The sequence below is a fragment of the Grimontia sedimenti genome, from assembly GCF_011045095.1.
GTDB lineage: Bacteria > Pseudomonadota > Gammaproteobacteria > Enterobacterales > Vibrionaceae > Enterovibrio > Enterovibrio sedimenti.
The window spans coordinates 314286-332183 of sequence record NZ_JAALDL010000002.1 but is presented as its reverse complement, the minus strand read 5'-3'; the positions used below and the strand labels follow the sequence as shown (position 1 = coordinate 332183).

General features: G+C 48.7%; 14 protein-coding genes and 1 pseudogene. 11 read left to right on the top strand and 4 right to left on the bottom strand.

The annotated features are described in order from the left end of the window. The first annotated feature begins 56 nt into the window (after positions 1 to 56). Complete coding sequence (locus G5S52_RS04305; RefSeq protein ID WP_205743768.1) at positions 57 to 1340, top strand: ferredoxin reductase family protein; 1284 nt, start codon at positions 57 to 59, stop codon at positions 1338 to 1340. Between the two features lie 103 nt (positions 1341 to 1443). Here the strand turns inward: G5S52_RS04305 and G5S52_RS04300 are convergent, their stop codons facing one another. Continuing rightward, the gene (locus G5S52_RS04300; RefSeq protein ID WP_165011936.1) at positions 1444 to 2400 is read right to left on the bottom strand and encodes an AEC family transporter; all 957 of its coding nucleotides are present in this window, start codon (positions 2398 to 2400) and stop codon (positions 1444 to 1446) included. Positions 2401 to 2750: 350 nt separating this feature from the next. On the opposite strand from G5S52_RS04300, the gene G5S52_RS04295 reads away from it, so the two are divergent. From G5S52_RS04295 to G5S52_RS04270, 6 genes and pseudogenes are all read left to right on the top strand, one after another. Beyond that, entirely contained in the window at positions 2751 to 3455 is a 705-nt protein-coding gene (locus tag G5S52_RS04295) for a GntR family transcriptional regulator (RefSeq protein ID WP_062714379.1), read from the top strand. Between the two features lie 12 nt (positions 3456 to 3467). After that, positions 3468 to 4367 carry a methylisocitrate lyase gene (gene prpB / locus G5S52_RS04290; protein ID WP_165011935.1) on the top strand — a complete coding sequence of 300 codons (900 nt, stop codon included), beginning with the start codon at positions 3468 to 3470 and terminating at the stop codon, positions 4365 to 4367. Positions 4368 to 4501: 134 nt separating this feature from the next. Next, positions 4502 to 5628, top strand: a pseudogene (gene prpC / locus G5S52_RS04285) (bifunctional 2-methylcitrate synthase/citrate synthase). 23 nt (positions 5629 to 5651) lie between these two features. Then, positions 5652 to 8246: a Fe/S-dependent 2-methylisocitrate dehydratase AcnD gene (gene acnD, locus G5S52_RS04280; protein WP_165011934.1), complete on the top strand. Its 2595-nt coding sequence runs from the start codon at positions 5652 to 5654 to the stop codon at positions 8244 to 8246. Between the two features lie 9 nt (positions 8247 to 8255). After that, positions 8256 to 9452, top strand: coding sequence for a 2-methylaconitate cis-trans isomerase PrpF (gene prpF, locus G5S52_RS04275; protein WP_165011933.1), 1197 nt, complete (start codon positions 8256 to 8258; stop codon positions 9450 to 9452). Between the two features lie 32 nt (positions 9453 to 9484). Then, positions 9485 to 11362 (top strand): propionyl-CoA synthetase, encoded by a 1878-nt coding sequence (locus tag G5S52_RS04270; RefSeq protein WP_165011932.1) that lies wholly within the window; start codon positions 9485 to 9487, stop codon positions 11360 to 11362. Between the two features lie 63 nt (positions 11363 to 11425). On the opposite strand, the gene G5S52_RS04265 is transcribed toward G5S52_RS04270, so the two are convergent. Then, on the bottom strand, positions 11426 to 11812 hold the full coding sequence (locus tag G5S52_RS04265) for a hypothetical protein (protein WP_165011931.1): 387 nt from the start codon (positions 11810 to 11812) through the stop codon (positions 11426 to 11428). 137 nt (positions 11813 to 11949) lie between these two features. Between G5S52_RS04265 and G5S52_RS04260 the strand changes: the two genes are divergently transcribed. Then, complete coding sequence (locus tag G5S52_RS04260) at positions 11950 to 12324, top strand: hypothetical protein (RefSeq protein WP_165011930.1); 375 nt, start codon at positions 11950 to 11952, stop codon at positions 12322 to 12324. Between the two features lie 127 nt (positions 12325 to 12451). On the opposite strand, the gene G5S52_RS04255 is transcribed toward G5S52_RS04260, so the two are convergent. Further along, on the bottom strand, positions 12452 to 13027 hold the full coding sequence (locus G5S52_RS04255) for a hypothetical protein (RefSeq protein WP_165011929.1): 576 nt from the start codon (positions 13025 to 13027) through the stop codon (positions 12452 to 12454). Positions 13028 to 13414: 387 nt separating this feature from the next. On the opposite strand from G5S52_RS04255, the gene G5S52_RS04250 reads away from it, so the two are divergent. From G5S52_RS04250 to G5S52_RS04240, 3 genes are all read left to right on the top strand, one after another. Then, entirely contained in the window at positions 13415 to 13672 is a 258-nt protein-coding gene (locus tag G5S52_RS04250; protein WP_165011928.1) for a hypothetical protein, read from the top strand. A gap of 311 nt (positions 13673 to 13983) precedes the next feature. After that, the gene (locus G5S52_RS04245) at positions 13984 to 14574 is read left to right on the top strand and encodes a LemA family protein (protein ID WP_165011927.1); all 591 of its coding nucleotides are present in this window, start codon (positions 13984 to 13986) and stop codon (positions 14572 to 14574) included. Further along, positions 14574 to 16424, top strand: coding sequence for a M48 family metallopeptidase (locus tag G5S52_RS04240; protein WP_165011926.1), 1851 nt, complete (start codon positions 14574 to 14576; stop codon positions 16422 to 16424). Before G5S52_RS04245 ends, G5S52_RS04240 begins: the two co-directional genes overlap by 1 nt. 492 nt (positions 16425 to 16916) lie before the next feature. On the opposite strand, the gene G5S52_RS04235 is transcribed toward G5S52_RS04240, so the two are convergent. Then, the gene (locus G5S52_RS04235) at positions 16917 to 17870 is read right to left on the bottom strand and encodes an alpha/beta fold hydrolase (RefSeq protein WP_165011925.1); all 954 of its coding nucleotides are present in this window, start codon (positions 17868 to 17870) and stop codon (positions 16917 to 16919) included. Positions 17871 to 17898: the final 28 nt, after the last annotated feature.

The window sequence follows — 17898 nt, the reverse complement described above, 5'->3', positions numbered from 1 at the left end:
ACAAGAGGAAGCCTTTCTAATTCAAACCAATTTTATACACACGACAGGCAAGTCTTTTGAAATTGAAATTCGCACTGGATAACCGGAAAAACATCTTAGTTGCCGGCGCAGTATTACTTAGCTTCATCGGCATAGGCAGTTTGCTGCCGGAAGAATTAACGCTTCAACGTTGGATTGCAGCCTTTTTTGCTGCTAATGCCTTGGTGGGAATGGCATTGGCTTTTCTGCTTTCGACGCGCATGGAAATTCTGGAATCTATCTTTGGTGGTTTGGACAGGGTTTACAAAGCGCACCGATGGGCGGGTATTTGGTCGGTTTTTTCTATCTTCATGCATTGGTGGTTAGTGCCACAATCTGAAGTCGCTCGTGAAGAAACAAGTCTGATTGAGATTGGCTCCGACACCGGAGAATGGGCAACTTGGCTGCTGCTGGTCTTGGTAGTGATCAGCTTTATGCGCATGCTGCCTTACCACTTATGGAAGTGGAGCCATCGCTTGATGGGGTTGGTTTTCTTCATCTCCGTCTTCCACTATCTTTTTGCCGTCAGGCCTTTCCAGTTGTTCTCGCCAGCGGGAATCGCTATGAATCTGACAGCAGTTATTGGTGTTTGGGCTTGGTATTACTATGCCTTTGGCAAAGACACCAGTAAGCACTACATCGGCAAAGTTGAAAACGTGAAAAAGCAAAATGGTATCGTCAGTTTTGATGCCAAGCCTTTGCAGGGCAAGCCGAAGTGGGAAGCCGGGCAATTCGCCTTTGTCTCTGTGCTTCATAACGACAACATCAAAAGCGAACCGCATCCTTACACCATTGCAAGTAGCGAGCAAGGCGGTAAACCAAGCTTCTCGATTGCAGCATTGGGTGATTACACCAAAACGCTTTATGAGCATTTGGAAAACGGCCAGATGATTCGACTGGATATGCCTTACGGGCGCTTCCGCTTGGATATGAAAGCGAAAGAGCAAATCTGGATTGGTTCAGGCATTGGCATCACCCCGTTTATCGCCTGGTTGCAATCGCTTAACAGCCAAAGCAAACAGCACCCTTCAGTCACGCTTTATTATCTCGTGAAAAACGAAGAAGTTGCCATATTTGCAAAGGAGCTTGGTGAATTAGTCGCAGGCTTGCCGACGGTCAATCTAAACATTGTCTATTCAGAGCAAGGGCGTCTAACGCCAGAAAAAATTGCCGAAGATATTAATGGCGACATCGGTGATGTTTCGCTCTATTTCTGCGGCAACCCTGAAGTCAGAAAGACAATGCAGGAAGGGCTAGAACAACTCGGCATGCCGAAGAACAACACCCATTATGAGCTGTTTGATTTTCGGGGTGCTTTGTAACTCACTGTACAAAGCGAAATAGAAAGCCGCTGTTAGAAGCGGCTTTCTTTGTTTGCTCTGATTAACGTCCCTAATAAGCAATGAGTCTCGGGATGGCTTAGCGCTATATCAACCCCAACACTTTCAACACCAAGGACCCCACACAAACCGTCACGCTGGAAAACAGGGTAGTGAGACCGATGATATTGGCGCTTAACGTGGTATTGGCTCCGGCGGCTTGTGTCATTGCATAGCTTGCTGCTGCCACTGGAGCGGCGTTCATGAAGAACAGAATCCCCAGTTCCAGCCCTCTGAATCCATACAGGTAACCAATCAAGGTAAAGGCGAAAGGCGCAACCATGAGCTTGTTAGATGCTGCAAACCAGGTGGGCTTTTTCTCCTCTCTCATCATCCGGAAATCCAAGCTGCCGCCCGTACACAAGAGCGCGAGTGGAAGTGCGATTCGGGAAAGGTAGTTGCCCGTGTCGACAATCACGGGTGGGAGAGTGATATTCAGTAGTGAAACAACAACGCCAAGTGCAATCGCAATGATCAGCGGATTCTTGGCGAGATTGATAAATATAGTTTTCGTGGACTGCAGCTTGGAACCCGCCGAGCGCGGCGACAAGCAGATCACCGCTTGAATGTTGTATATCACGGTAATCACTGCCACATAAATTGCCGCGAGGGCCAGTCCTTGACTGCCATAGGCATTTTCAACGTAAGCGATGCCTATGATGGCGGTGTTGGCACGAAAGCTCCCTTGTATCAGTACGCCGTGATCTGGATTTCCTTTTAAAGCCAGTTTGGTGGACGCGATACAAAACAGGAAAAAAATCACCGTCATGACCACGGAAAAAGCCAGAAATTCTGTGGCTTGCGAGAAGTTATGGTCAGCCGTGGCAATACTTAAAAACAGCATTGCTGGCAGGGCGACATTGAACACCAGACGTGAGGCAACATCGTTAAAGTTAGCGTTCGTCCACTTTAGTCTTTTGAAGATATAGCCAAGGGAAATAATGAAAAAGATCGGCGCGACGAGAGAAAGGGAAAACGCTAATTGCTCCATGATGTTAGCCATTTTTCTTCTTCATCTCGACTGCGAAGGGGTTACTTAAAATCTACGCTATTTATGCGTGAATACTCAATAGCCATGCTATCAAGACTGTGTCTCTCATTTGCCTGTCCCACAAATCTATCACTTCTTAACGCTTCTTTAACTTCCTTATTGATTACCTTATACCTTGGTCTTAATTGTCGACAATCCTCTTGATCTAATCCCTTTTTAATGTCTAAAGTATGTCCATAAGATTAAATTGTAGACAATGTTGGGGTTGTATCGATGCCTCAATTTCCTCCACAAATGCTTATGAAAGTGTTGGAGGAAACCACGACAAAAACCGTCAACACAGCCATTGGACAAGGAACACAATGAGCGAAAACAACGCATTAAGCGAGACGCTGGAAAGCGTGAGTCCCACATCGAAAGAAAACACCAAGTCGGAAAATCTGACAGCCTTGCTGGTCGAGGCCATCGTCTCCGGTGAAATCGCGTCGGGAAGCAAAATCTCTGAACCAGAACTCGCCCGCCGTTATGAATGCAGCCGTGGGCCGCTGCGCGAAGCCATTATGCGCTTGGAAGGGCTGGGGCTGATTGAGCGTATTCCCCATGTTGGGGCGCGTGTCATTACCTTAACGCCAGAGAAGCTCGTTGAGTTGTATGCAGTGCGTGAAGCGTTGGAAGGCATGGCGGCGCGACTGGCAGCCAGAAACATCAAGCAGGATGAGCTTCAGGGCATAGAAGATTTGCTCACTAAGCACTCCAGACATATCGACGAAGTCGAGGGCGCATCTTACTTCCATCAATATGGCGACTTTGATTTTCACTACCGGGTGATCATGGCGAGCCGCAATCAAAAGCTGATCAACTTACTCTGCGGCGAGCTTTATCACCTGCTTCGCATGTACCGCTACCAATCGCCCAAGACTCAATCCAGACCCAATCATGCGTTAGAAGAGCACAAGTTTATTTTGCACGCGATCCGCAACCGAGACGAAGAGCTTGCAGAGCTGGCAATGCGTCGCCATATCGCGGGCAGCCGAAAGGCAATCGAACAACAAATCTTAAAAGATTAGAAGGACCTGACTATGACACTCTCCCCTGGAGCCAAATTCCGACAAGCCGTTGAGCAGAACAACCCACTGCAAATTGTCGGCACCATCAATCCTTACTGCGCCATGATGGCACAACGTCTCGGCCATCAAGCCATTTATCTCTCTGGTGGTGGTATCGCCAACGCAAGTTACGGTCTGCCTGATCTAGGCATCACCACGCTGAATGATGTGATGGTCGATGTCGAACGCATCACGAATGCCTGCGATTTACCCTTGCTGGTAGATATCGATACCGGATTCGGCGGCGCATTCAATATCGCCCGCACCATCAAAGCGATGGAGAAAGCAGGCGCAGCAGCGGTGCACATGGAAGATCAGGTGGCACAAAAACGCTGTGGTCATCGCCCGAACAAGGCGATTGTTAGCCAGCAGGAAATGGTCGATCGCGTAAAAGCCGCCGTCGATGCCCGTACTGATGATCAGTTCGTCATCATGGCACGCACTGATGCGCTGGCTGTGGAAGGCATGGACAGCGCCATCGAACGCGCGATTGCTTGTATCGAAGCGGGTGCTGACATGATTTTCCCGGAAGCGATGAACAAGCTGGAACAATACCAGCAATTCTCAAGCGCGCTTCGCAGTGCGATTGGCAAACCTGTGCCCATCCTCGCCAACATCACTGAGTTCGGTCAAACCCCATTGTATGCCTGTGAAGAATTGGCCGGAGTGGACGTCGACATGGTGCTTTACCCGCTGAGTGCGTTCAGGGCAATGAACAAAGCGGCGGAAAACGTCTATCGCCACCTGCTCGAAGAGGGCAACCAAGAGGCCTTGGTCGATTCAATGCAAACCCGCGCCGAGCTCTACGACTACCTCAACTATCACGACTACGAAAACAAACTGGACGATCTGTTCGCACAAGACAAATCGTGATGATTAAAAAGAACACCCGTTAACAAGCGCTTGCTGAGACTCACGCTTGAATACAAAAACTAAATCCAATACGTGAAACCGTTCGTCAATAACGCCCCGACAGAGGGCAACCGCGAACTGAAAAGGAGTTCAACATGCCAAACAAAGAGCTAAGTGGAGCAGGGCTACGTGGTCAAAGTGCAGGTACAACAGCGCTATGTACTGTTGGAAAATCAGGCACAGGGCTGACTTACCGTGGCTATGACATTACCGATCTGGCGAACAACGCGCAGTTTGAAGAAGTCGCGCATTTGTTATTGCGTGGTCATCTGCCCAATCAAAAAGAACTCGACGATTACAAAACGCGTCTGGTGAGTCTGCGCGGTTTGCCGACAGAGCTGAAGCAGGCTTTGGAACTCATTCCCGCTTCAGCGCACCCCATGGATGTGATGCGCACTGGCTGTTCGGTTCTGGGGAATCTAGAGCAAGAGCAGGATTTCTCTGAACAGTTGAACGCCACCGAGCGCATGCTGGCACTGTTCCCGGCCATCATTTGTTACTGGTATCGCTTCAGCCACGACGGTGTGCGTATTGATACCGAAGACACCAGTGAAGATTGCACCGGCGGTTACTTCCTGAAAATGCTGACAGGCAAAGCACCGAGTAACCTGCACAAGCAAGTGATGCACTGTTCACTGATCCTTTACGCTGAGCACGAGTTTAATGCCTCTACTTTCGCGGCGCGTGTGTGTGCGTCAACGCTGTCTGACCTGCACTCCTGTATTACTGCGGCCATCGGCACCTTGCGAGGTCCTCTGCATGGTGGGGCAAACGAGGCGGCTATGGAGATGATTGAAAACTGGCAAACGCCCGATGAAGCTGAGCAGAACATTCTGCGCATGTTGGAAAACAAAGACAAAATCATGGGCTTCGGTCATGCGATTTACCGTGAAAGTGACCCGCGCAATGCGCTCATCAAACGCTGGTCAGAAGAACTTTCTGAAGCGGTCGGCGATACCCACCTTTATGCCGTATCAGAACGTGTTGAAGCCGTCATGAAGCGCGAGAAAGGCTTGTTCTGTAATGCGGATTTTTCCACGCCTCTGCCTATCACTTTATGGATATTCCCACCAAATTGTTCACACCGATTTTTGTGATGAGCCGTTTAACTGGCTGGGCGGCACACGTATTTGAGCAGCGCGAAAACAACCGCATCATTCGTCCAAGCGCCGATTATACCGGGCCAGAATCCCGTGATTGGTTGCCGATTGAGCAGCGTTAATGGGCGTAAATAGGGAACAGACGATGACGCAAAACAATACCCAATACCGAAGGCCGCTCGCGCAAACCGGAATCGACTATTTCGATGTTCGCGCAGCCGTTAATGACATCAAGCCGGACGCTTACGACACCCTGCCGTATACCTCGCGTGTATTGGCAGAACAACTGGTGCGCCGCTGTAATCCGGCGGATTTACAAGCCTGCCTGACCCAAATTGTGGAAGGCAAAAAGGAATTGGATTTTCCTTGGTATCCCGCACGCGTGGTGTGTCACGACATTCTTGGGCAAACCGCATTAGTGGATTTGGCAGGTCTTCGTGATGCCATTGCAGATCAGGGCGGGGACCCTTCACGGGTCAATCCCGTGGTGGAAACCCAACTGATTGTTGACCATTCACTGGCCGTCGAACATGCGGGTTTTGAACCCGATGCCTTTGAAAAGAACCGCGCCATTGAAGAGCGCCGCAATGAAGATCGCTTTCACTTTATCGAGTGGTGTAAAACCGCCTTTAAAAACGTCAGCGTAATCCCTGCGGGCAACGGCATCATGCACCAAATCAATTTGGAAAAGATGTCACCGGTTATCCAAAGCCAACAGGGCGTCGCCTTCCCCGATACTTGTGTCGGCACAGACAGCCATACCCCGCACGTTGATGCCTTGGGCGTCATCGCGATTGGCGTCGGTGGCCTTGAAGCGGAAACAGTCATGCTTGGTCGACCTTCCATGATGCGACTGCCGGACATCGTCGGCGTGAAGTTGGTAGGCAAACGTCAGGAAGGCATTACTGCCACCGACATCGTGTTGGCACTCACCGAGTTTCTTCGTAACGAGCGCGTGGTGTCGAGCTATCTGGAATTCTTTGGCGAAGGCGCACGTGCACTGACTATAGGAGACAGGGCGACCATCTCCAACATGACGCCAGAATACGGCGCAACCGCCGCGATGTTCTATATAGATGAACAGACCATCAACTACCTCAAGCTGACAGGCCGCGAGCCTGAGCAAGTCGCCTTGGTCGAGACCTATGCCAAAACCGTTGGCTTGTGGGCAGATGATTTGGAAAGCGCACGCTATGAGCGGATTCTAGAGTTCGACCTTTCCAGTGTGACACGTAACATGGCAGGCCCTTCAAACCCACATCGTCGTTTGCCAACCAGTGAACTCGCTGAGCGCGGCATTGCGTCAGCACAGCCGCCAGCAGACTCAGAAGGCAGCATGCCGGATGGCGCAGTCATCATCGCTGCTATCACGTCCTGCACCAATACCAGTAACCCGCGCAATGTGGTCGCCGCTGGTTTGGTGGCGAAAAAAGCGAATGAACTTGGCTTGGTTCGACAACCTTGGGTGAAAACCTCCTTCGCCCCAGGTTCGAAAGTGGCGAAGCTGTATCTGGAAGAAGCAGGGCTGTTGTCTGAATTGGAACAGTTGGGCTTTGGCATAGTGGCGTATGCCTGTACCACCTGTAACGGCATGAGCGGTGCGTTAGACCCAGCTATCGAAAAGGAAATCATAGAACGCGACTTGTATGCGACAGCGGTACTTTCCGGTAACCGTAACTTTGATGGCCGAATCCATCCGCATGCCAAACAAGCGTTTTTGGCTTCGCCGCCGTTGGTTGTTGCTTACGCCATTGCCGGCACCATGCGCTTTGATATCGAACGTGATGCGTTAGGCACTGATACCAATGGCAAGCCGATTTACCTCAACGATTTGTGGCCGACCGATGCAGAAATTGACGAGGTGGTGGGCAAGTCCGTCAAGCCAGAACAATTCCAGCGTATTTACGTCGAAATGTTCCAGCAAGATGAGAGCGCAAGCCTGAGCGATCCGCTTTACGACTGGCGTCCTATGAGTACCTACATTCGCAGACCGCCATATTGGGAAGGCGCATTGGCAGGTGAGCGCACGTTGAAAGGCATGCGTCCACTGGCGGTGTTGGGCGACAACATCACCACTGACCACCTATCGCCTTCCAATGCCATTCTGCCATCCAGCGCAGCGGGCGAATATCTGGCGAAAATGGGCTTGGAACCTGTCGATTTCAACTCTTATGCGACGCACCGAGGCGATCACCTGACTGCTCAACGTGCAACCTTTGCTAACCCGAAATTGCTCAATGAAATGGTGAAGGAAAACGGCGAAGTGGTGCAAGGATCGTTGGCGCGCGTTGAGCCAGAAAGTAGCGTCACTCGCATGTGGGAAGCGATTGAAACCTACATGGAGCGTAAACAACCGCTCATCATTATTGCGGGCGCAGATTACGGGCAGGGCTCTTCACGTGACTGGGCGGCGAAAGGCGTTCGTTTGGCGGGTGTTGAAGCGATAGCAGCAGAAGGCTTCGAGCGCATTCACCGCACCAATTTGGTCGGCATGGGTGTGCTGCCTTTGCAGTTTAAAACGGGTGTTAACCGTAACACCTTGGGGATTGATGGTACTGAGCTTTATGACGTAGTAGGGGAGATCAAACCCGGCGCGGATTTGGCTTTGGTTATCACCCGAGCCAATGGTGAAAAGCTTGATGTCGTTGTGACCTGCCGTCTTGATACCGAAGATGAAGTGAAGGTCTATCAAGCGGGTGGGGTGCTTCAACGCTTCGCGCAAGATTTCCTGGCGCAATAGGTGGTGAGCATGAGTAAAAATTTGAAAATTCCTGCCACCTACATGCGAGGTGGCACCAGCAAAGGCGTCTTCTTCAGGATGACAGATTTGCCTGTTGAAGCGCAATCGCCGGGCGCGGTGCGAGATGCCATTCTGATGCGGGTGATTGGCAGCCCGGATCCTTACAGCAAACAGATTGATGGCATGGGCGGCGCAACGTCCAGCACCAGCAAAACAGTGATTGTGTCCAAAAGCAGCCGCGACGATCACGATGTCGATTACCTGTTTGGTCAGGTCGCGATTGATAAACCCTTCGTCGATTGGAGCGGCAACTGCGGCAACCTTTCAGCAGCGGTCGGGCCATTCGCGGTGCATGCAGGTTTGATTGCCAAAGAGCGCATGGTCGACAACGGTGTTATTTCGGTGCGTATCTGGCAAGCCAATATCGGTAAAACCTTGGTGGTTGACGTGCCAATGCGCGACGGGGAAGTAGACGAGTCGGGCGATTTCGAACTCGATGGCGTGACCTTTCCTGCCGCAGAAGTGCCGGTGGAGTTTCTTCATCCTGCGGGCGCACCGCGTTCGCTGTTCCCGACGGGCAACCTTATCGACACGTTGGAAGTGCCGGAAATCGGCTCGTTCCGAGCCTCATTTATCAATGCGGGTATTCCGACCATCTTCCTTGATGCGTCTGAGATTGGCTATGAAGGTACAGAGCTGCAAGAGGCGATTAATAATGACGCGGAAGCTCTGGGGCGATTTGAAAAAATCCGCGCTTATGGCGCTATCCAAATGGGTTTAAACCAAACCGTGGAAGATGCCCAAACCCGCCAGCACACACCGAAGATTGCGTTCGTTTCCCCGCCTAAAAGCTACCTGAGTTCCAGCGGGAAAATGGTGGAGGCCGCCGATATCGATGTGCTCGTTCGCGCCTTGTCGATGGGGAAATTGCACCACGCCATGATGGGAACCGCCGCGGTGGCCGTCGCGGCTGCTGCCTGTGTGCCGGGCACTATCGTCAATTTGGCGGCAGGTGGTGGAGAAAGGGAAAACGTGGTGTTTGGTCACCCCTCCGGCACCTTAAAGGTGGGCGCGAAGGCACATCTTAAGCCCGAAGGCTGGTGGGTTGAAAAGGCGATCATGAGCCGCAGCGCCCGCATTTTGATGGAGGGACGTGTTCATGTGCCTTCCAGCGTTCTAGAAGCGAACAAGCGCGGCGAAAGCTAACGCGTTCAGAAAGACATTTTGGAGGAATCAATATGTCTGGCTATCAACAGGAGTACTTGAAAGCGCAAACCGAACCAGAAGCCTTCTGGCGTGAGCAAGCAGAACAACTGGACTGGTTTGAAAAGCCGGAAACCATTCTGGCCAACGACGAAAATGGCATTGAGCGTTGGTTCTCGGATGGTGTGATGAACACCGCCTGGCTGGCCTTGGATTACCATTGTGAAAACGGGCGTGGCGATAAAACCGCGCTGATCTACGACTCTCCAGTCACTGCGAAAAGACAAGCCTATAGCTACTTTGAACTGCGTGACCAAGTGGCAAAAATCGCGGGTATGCTCGCCGGAATGGGCGTTGAGAAAGGCGACCGCGTAGTGATTTACATGCCGATGGTGCCGGAAGCCGCCATGGCGATGCTGGCTTGTGCAAGACTGGGCGCGATTCACTCTGTGGTGTTTGGTGGATTTGCACCTAACGAACTGGCGGTTCGCATTGAAGATGCAGAGCCAAAAGTGCTGATGACGGCCTCTTGCGGTATCGAAGTCAGCAAAGTGATTCCCTATAAACCTCTGGTCGACAAAGCCATCATGGACAGCCGCTGGAAGCCTGAAAAAGTGGTGGTGTTACAACGTCCAGAGAGTGCTGCAACGTTAGACCAAGAACGCGATGTGGATTGGCAAACCGCCTATGAAGCGGCGCAGCCCCATGACTGCGTTCCTGTGCTTGCCACCGATCCGCTTTATATCCTTTATACCTCAGGTACCACGGGCAAACCCAAAGGGGTGGTACGTGACAACGGCGGCCATGCAGTCGCCATGAAATACTCTATGAAAGCTGTGTACGACATGCCGCAAGAAGGCGTGTTCTGGGCAGCGTCTGATGTCGGCTGGGTAGTGGGGCATTCCTACATTGTCTACGCGCCGCTTATTCATGGGTGTACCACCATACTGTTCGAAGGTAAGCCTGTTCGAACGCCGGACCCAGGTGCCTTTTGGCGTGTATGCCAAGACTATGCGGTGAATGTGCTTTTCTCTGCACCGACGGCTTTTCGCGCCATCAAGAAAGAAGATCCGGAAGGGAACTACGTCAATGAGTACGATTTAAGTTCGCTGAAATCCATCTTTATGGCAGGTGAAAGGCTCGACCCTCCGACCTACGATTGGGTGGTCGAAAAAACCGGAAAACCGGTAATTGACCATTGGTGGCAAACCGAGACAGGCTGGGCGATTGCTTGTGACCCAATGGGTATTGAGGTGATGCCAGTTAAAGCGGGTTCATCGACCAAGCCAACACCGGGCTATCAAGTCGAAATACTGGATGCGCTTGGCAATAGCCTTCAAGCCAACCAGCAAGGGTATGTGGCACTGAAACGCCCATTACCACCAAGTTGCTTACCGACGGTATGGCGCAATCATGACCGTTTCGAAACGGGCTATCTGAGTCAATTCCCCGGTTACTATGTCTCTGGCGATGGTGGCTATTTAGATGAAGAGGGCTATCTCTTCATCATGGGTCGCATTGATGATGTGATAAACGTCGCCGGGCACCGCCTCTCAACCGGAGAAATGGAAGAGATTGTCGGTGCACATCCTGCTGTAGCTGAATGCGCGGTTATCGGTATTCACGACGAGCTAAAAGGGCAGCTTCCCGTCGGCTTTGTGGTGCTGAAAGACGGCGTCGACATAGCTTCAGACCAATTGGCTGGAGAACTTGTCGCCAAAGTAAGGGAAGAAATCGGTGCAGTGGCTTGTTTCAAACTGGCCTTGGTTGTCGACAGATTGCCGAAAACACGTTCCGGTAAAATTCTGCGCAGAACCATGCGCCAAATCGCCGATGGTGAGCAGTATGTGGTGCCTTCGACGATTGATGACCCATCCAGCCTGAGTGAGATTGAAAGGGTGTTGCAGCGTTAGGAACGGTTGGTCATTTGGAATAGGGAAGGGAGCCGATTGGCTCCCTTTTGTTTTTGGTCATCATCACTCAAGCGTTTCAAAGTGAAACTTGTATTCACTGACACCGTCTATGCGAACGCCTTTTTCCCTTAACTCAAGGTACTGTTTCATTTTAATGGTTCTGAAGTCCATGGCCTTCAGCGCAAGGATGATCCGCAGTTCATCCATTGAATGCGATTTTGCCTCAGAGCTGCATGTACCGCAGACAACATGGGTCTTCGGCTTAAAGCCAACCTGATTAAGCCAGTGCAAGTCTTTGGGTTCTTTACGCGTGCCGCAGAAGTAGCATTGATTCTCTTGTTTCAATGCCGCCTGTTCCCTTAATTCTTTCGGACTAGGGGAATTGGCTGATGGGGAATTTTTAGCCTTCTTATTACCACCGAACTGAGAAAACTGAACGACATTAGACATTGTGATTGGCCTTATTAATTGGGATGTATCCAAACAACCTGAATACGAGCATCTTCAGGTCGTTTGGGTATATACAAGTAGTATTTTGCCAGAAAATGATCATAATCGTGCGACAAAACACGGGAAGAAAAATGACCATGACTGATTTTCAATATTACTTTCACCAACTGCCTTGTTTTAACTGCAAAAACACCACAGTAAGCACTGATCTTGGTTGGTTAACCTTAGCGATGAAAGACGATGTTGTCGCTCAAATCGCAGCGATTATAGCGCAAGGCAAGGTTGAACCTGATCTTTCAGTAAACGTGACTTGCACAAAAGAAGAAGCGCGTGATTACTTGCTGCTGAACTTCTTTGGCTACTCGGAAGAAGAACTCGCGAATCAAGTTAAAGCGGAAGATGAGCAAGAAGTTGAAGATGAAATCGCAGAGCTTCTTGCTGACGGCAGTGATAAAGCCGTGTTTGAACATGAAGTCGCGCTGCAAAGCTGTACGGATTGCGACATCGACTAAGCGCGAAACCTGACCGTAAGCCAAATGTGATTGCTGGGCTTATGATGTCCTAAACAAAAAGGCGCTATCAAACGAGGGTTTGATAGCGCCTTTTTGTTTTTGCGGTGATTGAATCGTTGGCCGAGGCTCAATCACATTCGTCGAGGGAGACTGGACCTTGCAGCTCTTTTAGGATCATCTTTTGAATATCGATGCCCATGCTCATGACGATCAGGCTCCAGTTCAGGAACGGCAATGAGCCGTCATCAATGCCGCGCGCAAAGTTATTGGCATTCCAATTAAACACCTCTGACAGCTTTTCAGTGGTCAGCGCTTCGTAATTGTCGTTATCAATCAAATTACTGAACTGCTCACTGGTGGGGCACACAAACTTGTCATTAGGCCTGAAAGCCGTCGGTTTAAAATAAGAAAGCACTCTTCTTACGTTAACTTCAATCACTTCACCGGCGCTTTGGATATTCGGCTTACCAGCGAGCGCGCACAAGAAGCACCAGCATGGGTAAGGGATGGTTGAAACGTTGTCAGGTTCGTTCTTATAACGCGCCGTCCATGCATTAATGTTCTTTTGCTGGATGCCTGTTACGCTAACCAATTGATTGGAATCGTAGCCGCTGTCTTTTAATAGGTTGATCACTTCGGCCACTTCTGACACCAAAGGCTTGGCCCATCTACTGTATGGAGTAAGTGTTGCTTCTCTGACCATAATTAAATCTTTTATAAACAAACATTTAGTTTGTTTCTATTAAACATTACCCGAGATCATACGTGTTCAGACTGATAAGTCTACTTTTATCGGGAATGGTGACAGAGATGGTTCTCTTTCTAACTTGTTTAATGACCTTTCAGAAGAGACGAAGTTATCGACAAAAGTGAGAAGAAGCCGACTACCAAAAATCATGATGGCTTCGAGCACAGAGCGCTTTAACCTTCTATCTATCTTTGCTTTTTCCACAAAACTGACACGCATCCCGCTTTACATCCACGCTATAGTCTGATGAGTCTTTTTTGACAATCAAAAGTGAGCTATGCGTGGCTCAGCAGGGCAGGATGCCCAATAGATAATCAGCCAAACAAACAGGGAAAAAGTGATATGGCGGTAGAGCAGGGTGTAGTTGAAAGCCTGAATGCGATGTGGGCGACGCCTTATGGTGTGGCAGCGAAATATATCTTTATCTCAGGCATCGTGTTGCAGATTGTTTTATTGATCACGCGATACAAAATGCCTGTGGTAGATGCATTACTGGCGGTGGTTGGGTTCAAGCGCGCACAGAACCGTGATAAGTGGTTCAACATTTTGCACTTCTCTGTGATTGTCATTCCCCTCGCGTTACTTTCATTGGCAATGTGATTTTTGACTGAGCGATGAAATCCCCAGATGCAGGCATTGTTGGTTGAATTGAGAGCTTGAGAAATTCGCTGTCGAAAAATACCGATTGATTTTGTTTATGTTTGAGCTGTTTAGGAATGGCACTTGGCCGCAAATGTGATGCATGAATTACCACAGAGGCATCGATTGGCTTACCATTTTACCGTGCTGAACTTGCGGAGGGTCTGGCTGAGTCTTTGTTGAAAAAGACAAACAAATATCCAGATCGAACAGTATTTTTTCTGCTTCATATATAGATAAATTCTCTACACATTAACAAAACGGAACTTGTTATGACTTCACTTATTGTTTCTATCGTTATTATTTTGGTTGTCGCAGTGCTCATAGTTAGCATTTACAACAAGCTCGTGACACTGCGTAATCGTTTTAAAAACAGTTTTGCTCAAATTGAGGTTCAGCTAAAACGCCGCTACGACCTTATTCCGAATCTTGTGAGCACCGCGAAAGGCTACATGGAACATGAAAAAGAGACCTTCGAACGTGTGATTCAGGCGCGTAATCAAGCAATCTCTGGCTTGAAAGCGGCAAGTGACGCGCCAGACAGTGATGCTGCAATTAGCCAACTGGCTCAAGCCGAGGGCATGTTACAAAACGCGTTAGGTAAGTTGAATGTGGTTGTCGAAGCTTACCCAGAGCTAAAAGCCAACGAAACCATGAGTCAGCTGCAGGAAGAGCTCACCAGTACAGAAAACAAGGTCGCCTTTGCTCGCCAAGCATTTAACGACGCTGTCACCACTTACAACACCTACAAGCAAACTTTCCCTCCAGTGTTGTTTGCGAATATGTTTGGTTTCCAGGATGGCAAATTGCTGGAATTTGCGGACAGTGAAGCAATCCAAGAAGCGCCAAAGGTAGAGTTCTAATGAATTTCTATGATCATCAAGATACCGCGCGGCGACGTACCGGGCTTTTGGTGTTTCTGTTTTCCTTAGCAGTATTAATCATCACTGGCCTAGTCAGCGTGTTATCCATTGGCATCTATTATTCGGTGACTGGGGAGCCCTTTGACGAACGAACCGCGATTATCTATGCCTTATTTTGCTTTGCAGGCGTCATATTGGTCGTAGCAGTCAGCTCCATGATTCGGCTTTATGAGCTGTCTTCACACGGGGGGCATGGTGTCGCAGAGAGTATTGGTGGGAAGCTCATTTCTTCGAATACGACAAATGCCAAACATAGGCAGCTACTGAACGTTGTCGAAGAGATGGCAATCGCTTCGGGTATTCCTGTTCCTCCTGTCTATCTTTTAGCGGACGAGCGCGGTATTAATGCCTTTGCCGCCGGAATGAGTATTGATGATGCCGTTATTGGGGTGACACAAGGTGCGCTAGATAACTTCACCCGTGATGAACTTCAAGGTGTTATCGCGCATGAGTTTAGCCACGTTTTGAATGGAGATATGCGCTTAAATACACGCTTGATTGGCGTATTGTTTGGTATCACATGTATTGCGCATTTGGGTCACTTGGTTTTAGACAATACGCACCATGCAAGATCCTCATCGAGAAGCTCTTCAGATTCGGGTAAAGCTTTTGCAGTGATCATGCTAATTGCGATTGTTTGCTTGATACTGGGTTGGGTTGGCACCTTGTTTGGGTCCATGATCAAAGCCGCGATTTCACGTCAACGCGAGTTCTTAGCAGATGCCAGCGCTGTTCAGTTTACCCGCAATGACCACGGAATCGCCGGTGCGCTTAAGAAGATAGGCGGGCACTCGTCTGGATCTGGTTTGAATGCCAAAGCAAGTAACCAAATGAGTCATATGATGTTTGGGCAGAGTCAACTGTCCGGTTTCACTGGATTCTTTGCCACGCACCCTCCACTCGAAGAGCGTATTCGTCGTATCGAACCAAACTGGGACGGAAGTTTTGCTCACAGCCAGCAAAAAGTATCTGCGTTTGGGAATGAACAAGTCAGTGGGTTCGCTTCAAGTACCGGCTCTGCTCCACAAGAAACTGCTGCAACTTCAACTGAGATGAGCGAAATCGGTAAACAGCTCATTAGCCAACTACCTGACGAACTGGTTGATATAGCTCGTGAGCCATACAGTTCGCGTTTTATTGCTTTGATGCTGATATTTGATGGTAGTGACATACAGCGCAAGATGATCAAAGGGCACGTCCCAATGGTCTCTCAAGCCGCACTGCTACCTTGGTTGGACTACCATCTACCACTTCATTTGAGGCTTCCTCTTTTAGAGTTAGCGATTCCTGCGCTGAAAGCCTTGAGTGATGGGCAAAAGAACAGGCTCTGCGAAGTGCTTCGAGAGCTTTCCAAAACGGATGATCATTATTCCTTGTCGGAATGGTGTGTCATTAACTTGGTGGAAAAGCATCTCATTGGTCCTTTTGGCACAACTCGCCAGAACAAAAGCCTGAAACAACTAAAGGACAGCGTGCATTGGTTACTTCGGGAGTTAGCTTGGGTGACTCATTCAGAGCAAGATGGTGCAGAACGCGCTTTCAATACAGCGCTTACGTCTTTAGGTTTCGCTGAAACCACACTCCAAGATGCTAATAATAACTGGCGATTGAATCGAGCGATGTTAGAGACGTTGCTTCAACTTAGACCGCCACATAGACGTAAGTTTGTAAAAGCTTGCCGGTTAGCCATCGAGTCTGACGGTAAAATCACAGTGGCAGAAGGTGAACTCTATCGAGTGATTGCCTGTTTCTTAGAGGTTCCGGAGCCTCCACTTACTGTCACTATTTAAACCGAAGTCATTTGGCTCACCACTTAAATCTAAGGCTTGATTGATGAGACAGGCCTGCGATTTTAAGACTCCAGATATAGGGGAGGTGGGCTTTGATACCGAAGGGAGTCAACTGACTCCCTTTGTGTTAGGACTGGGTCATTATTGCCCCAAAGCGTGACAGAAACCTGAACGTAATACCGATTCAATCAAATAGAGAAAGGTGATTAGGCTGCTGATTTTTACTTGTAAAAATTGGTAATAAATCACTAGGGGTTGTTCTGTATTCCACAGCATTAACCAGACTATATCAGGTCTTTCTACTTACTGCGGCGTTAGATCTAATGCGATAGTGATAGATTTGGTGACTAAATAGATTGTCAGAGCGAACTGGTTACGAAAATCTTGATACAGGTTTTTGTTTTGCTGAGAAGCCTGTATCAAGAGGTTCTCATGGTGTTTGAATAGCAATAAGTTCTCCTTTGGTTAGGGACGCTTATTACTTGTTGGAGATTATAAAACTGATTGTTTTTTAAGAAATTGTGCAATTTCATCCTGTACTACATCAGGAATATCCAATTGAGGTCCATGCCCCGCATTCAGAACTTTAAATTCTGAATTTGGTAGTTTAGCGTGATAACCTTTACCGTGATATAGAGGTACTATTTTATCTTCACTGCCCCATATGATTAATGCAGGTACTTTAACTGTTGCTAATTTTTCATCCAATCGAAAATCTAAACTGTTTTCAATTTGAACAACCACTTGATTGTAGAATGGACTTTTAGCTTGAAAATCAGTCGCTAAAAAATTCCACGCCGCATCAGGTAACTGAGGAGGATTGATCAGAATGCTTCCCCACATTTCTTTCATGAATGGACCATCAACTTCTTCTGGAAAAGGGTAATAAGTTGATGGCTTATCTAACCAAACACCTGTTCCGTTTAGAACGATAAGCCCTTTAACCATACTTTGGTAACGGTATGCAAAAGCAGCTGCAGTATGTCCACCCATTGAATTACCACCAATATACAAGGACTTAATACCTAACTTTTCAACCAAATCTCGAATAAAAGCAGCTTGCCCCTCGATGCTGTGATCTCTTTCATTAACTTGAGCATTGTCGCCATGAGCTTGTAGGTCAGGCAAAACGACATGATATTTTTTAGTTAATTCAGAAACAGCTGGAACAAAGGAGTTTTTGTTATCAACTAAGCCGTGTAGCAGTACCAAAGTAGGTTCATTGCTTTCTCCTCCCTCGTAGAAATGGGCAGTATAACCTTTAATATCTACGGTTTTTTTAGTTAGCCCTGAAGCTTGAGCCGCAGCTAATTGTGATGCTGCAAGTTCTTGTCCAATAGCTTTAGATGCTAAGTCAGATTTAGGTGAAAGCTGTGCGCAGCCAACGACAGCCATCAATCCGAATATAGTCGTCAATGAAAGCAGTGATTTTTTTGTAATTCCCATAATGTTCCTTTTGCGGATGCTGGTGAAC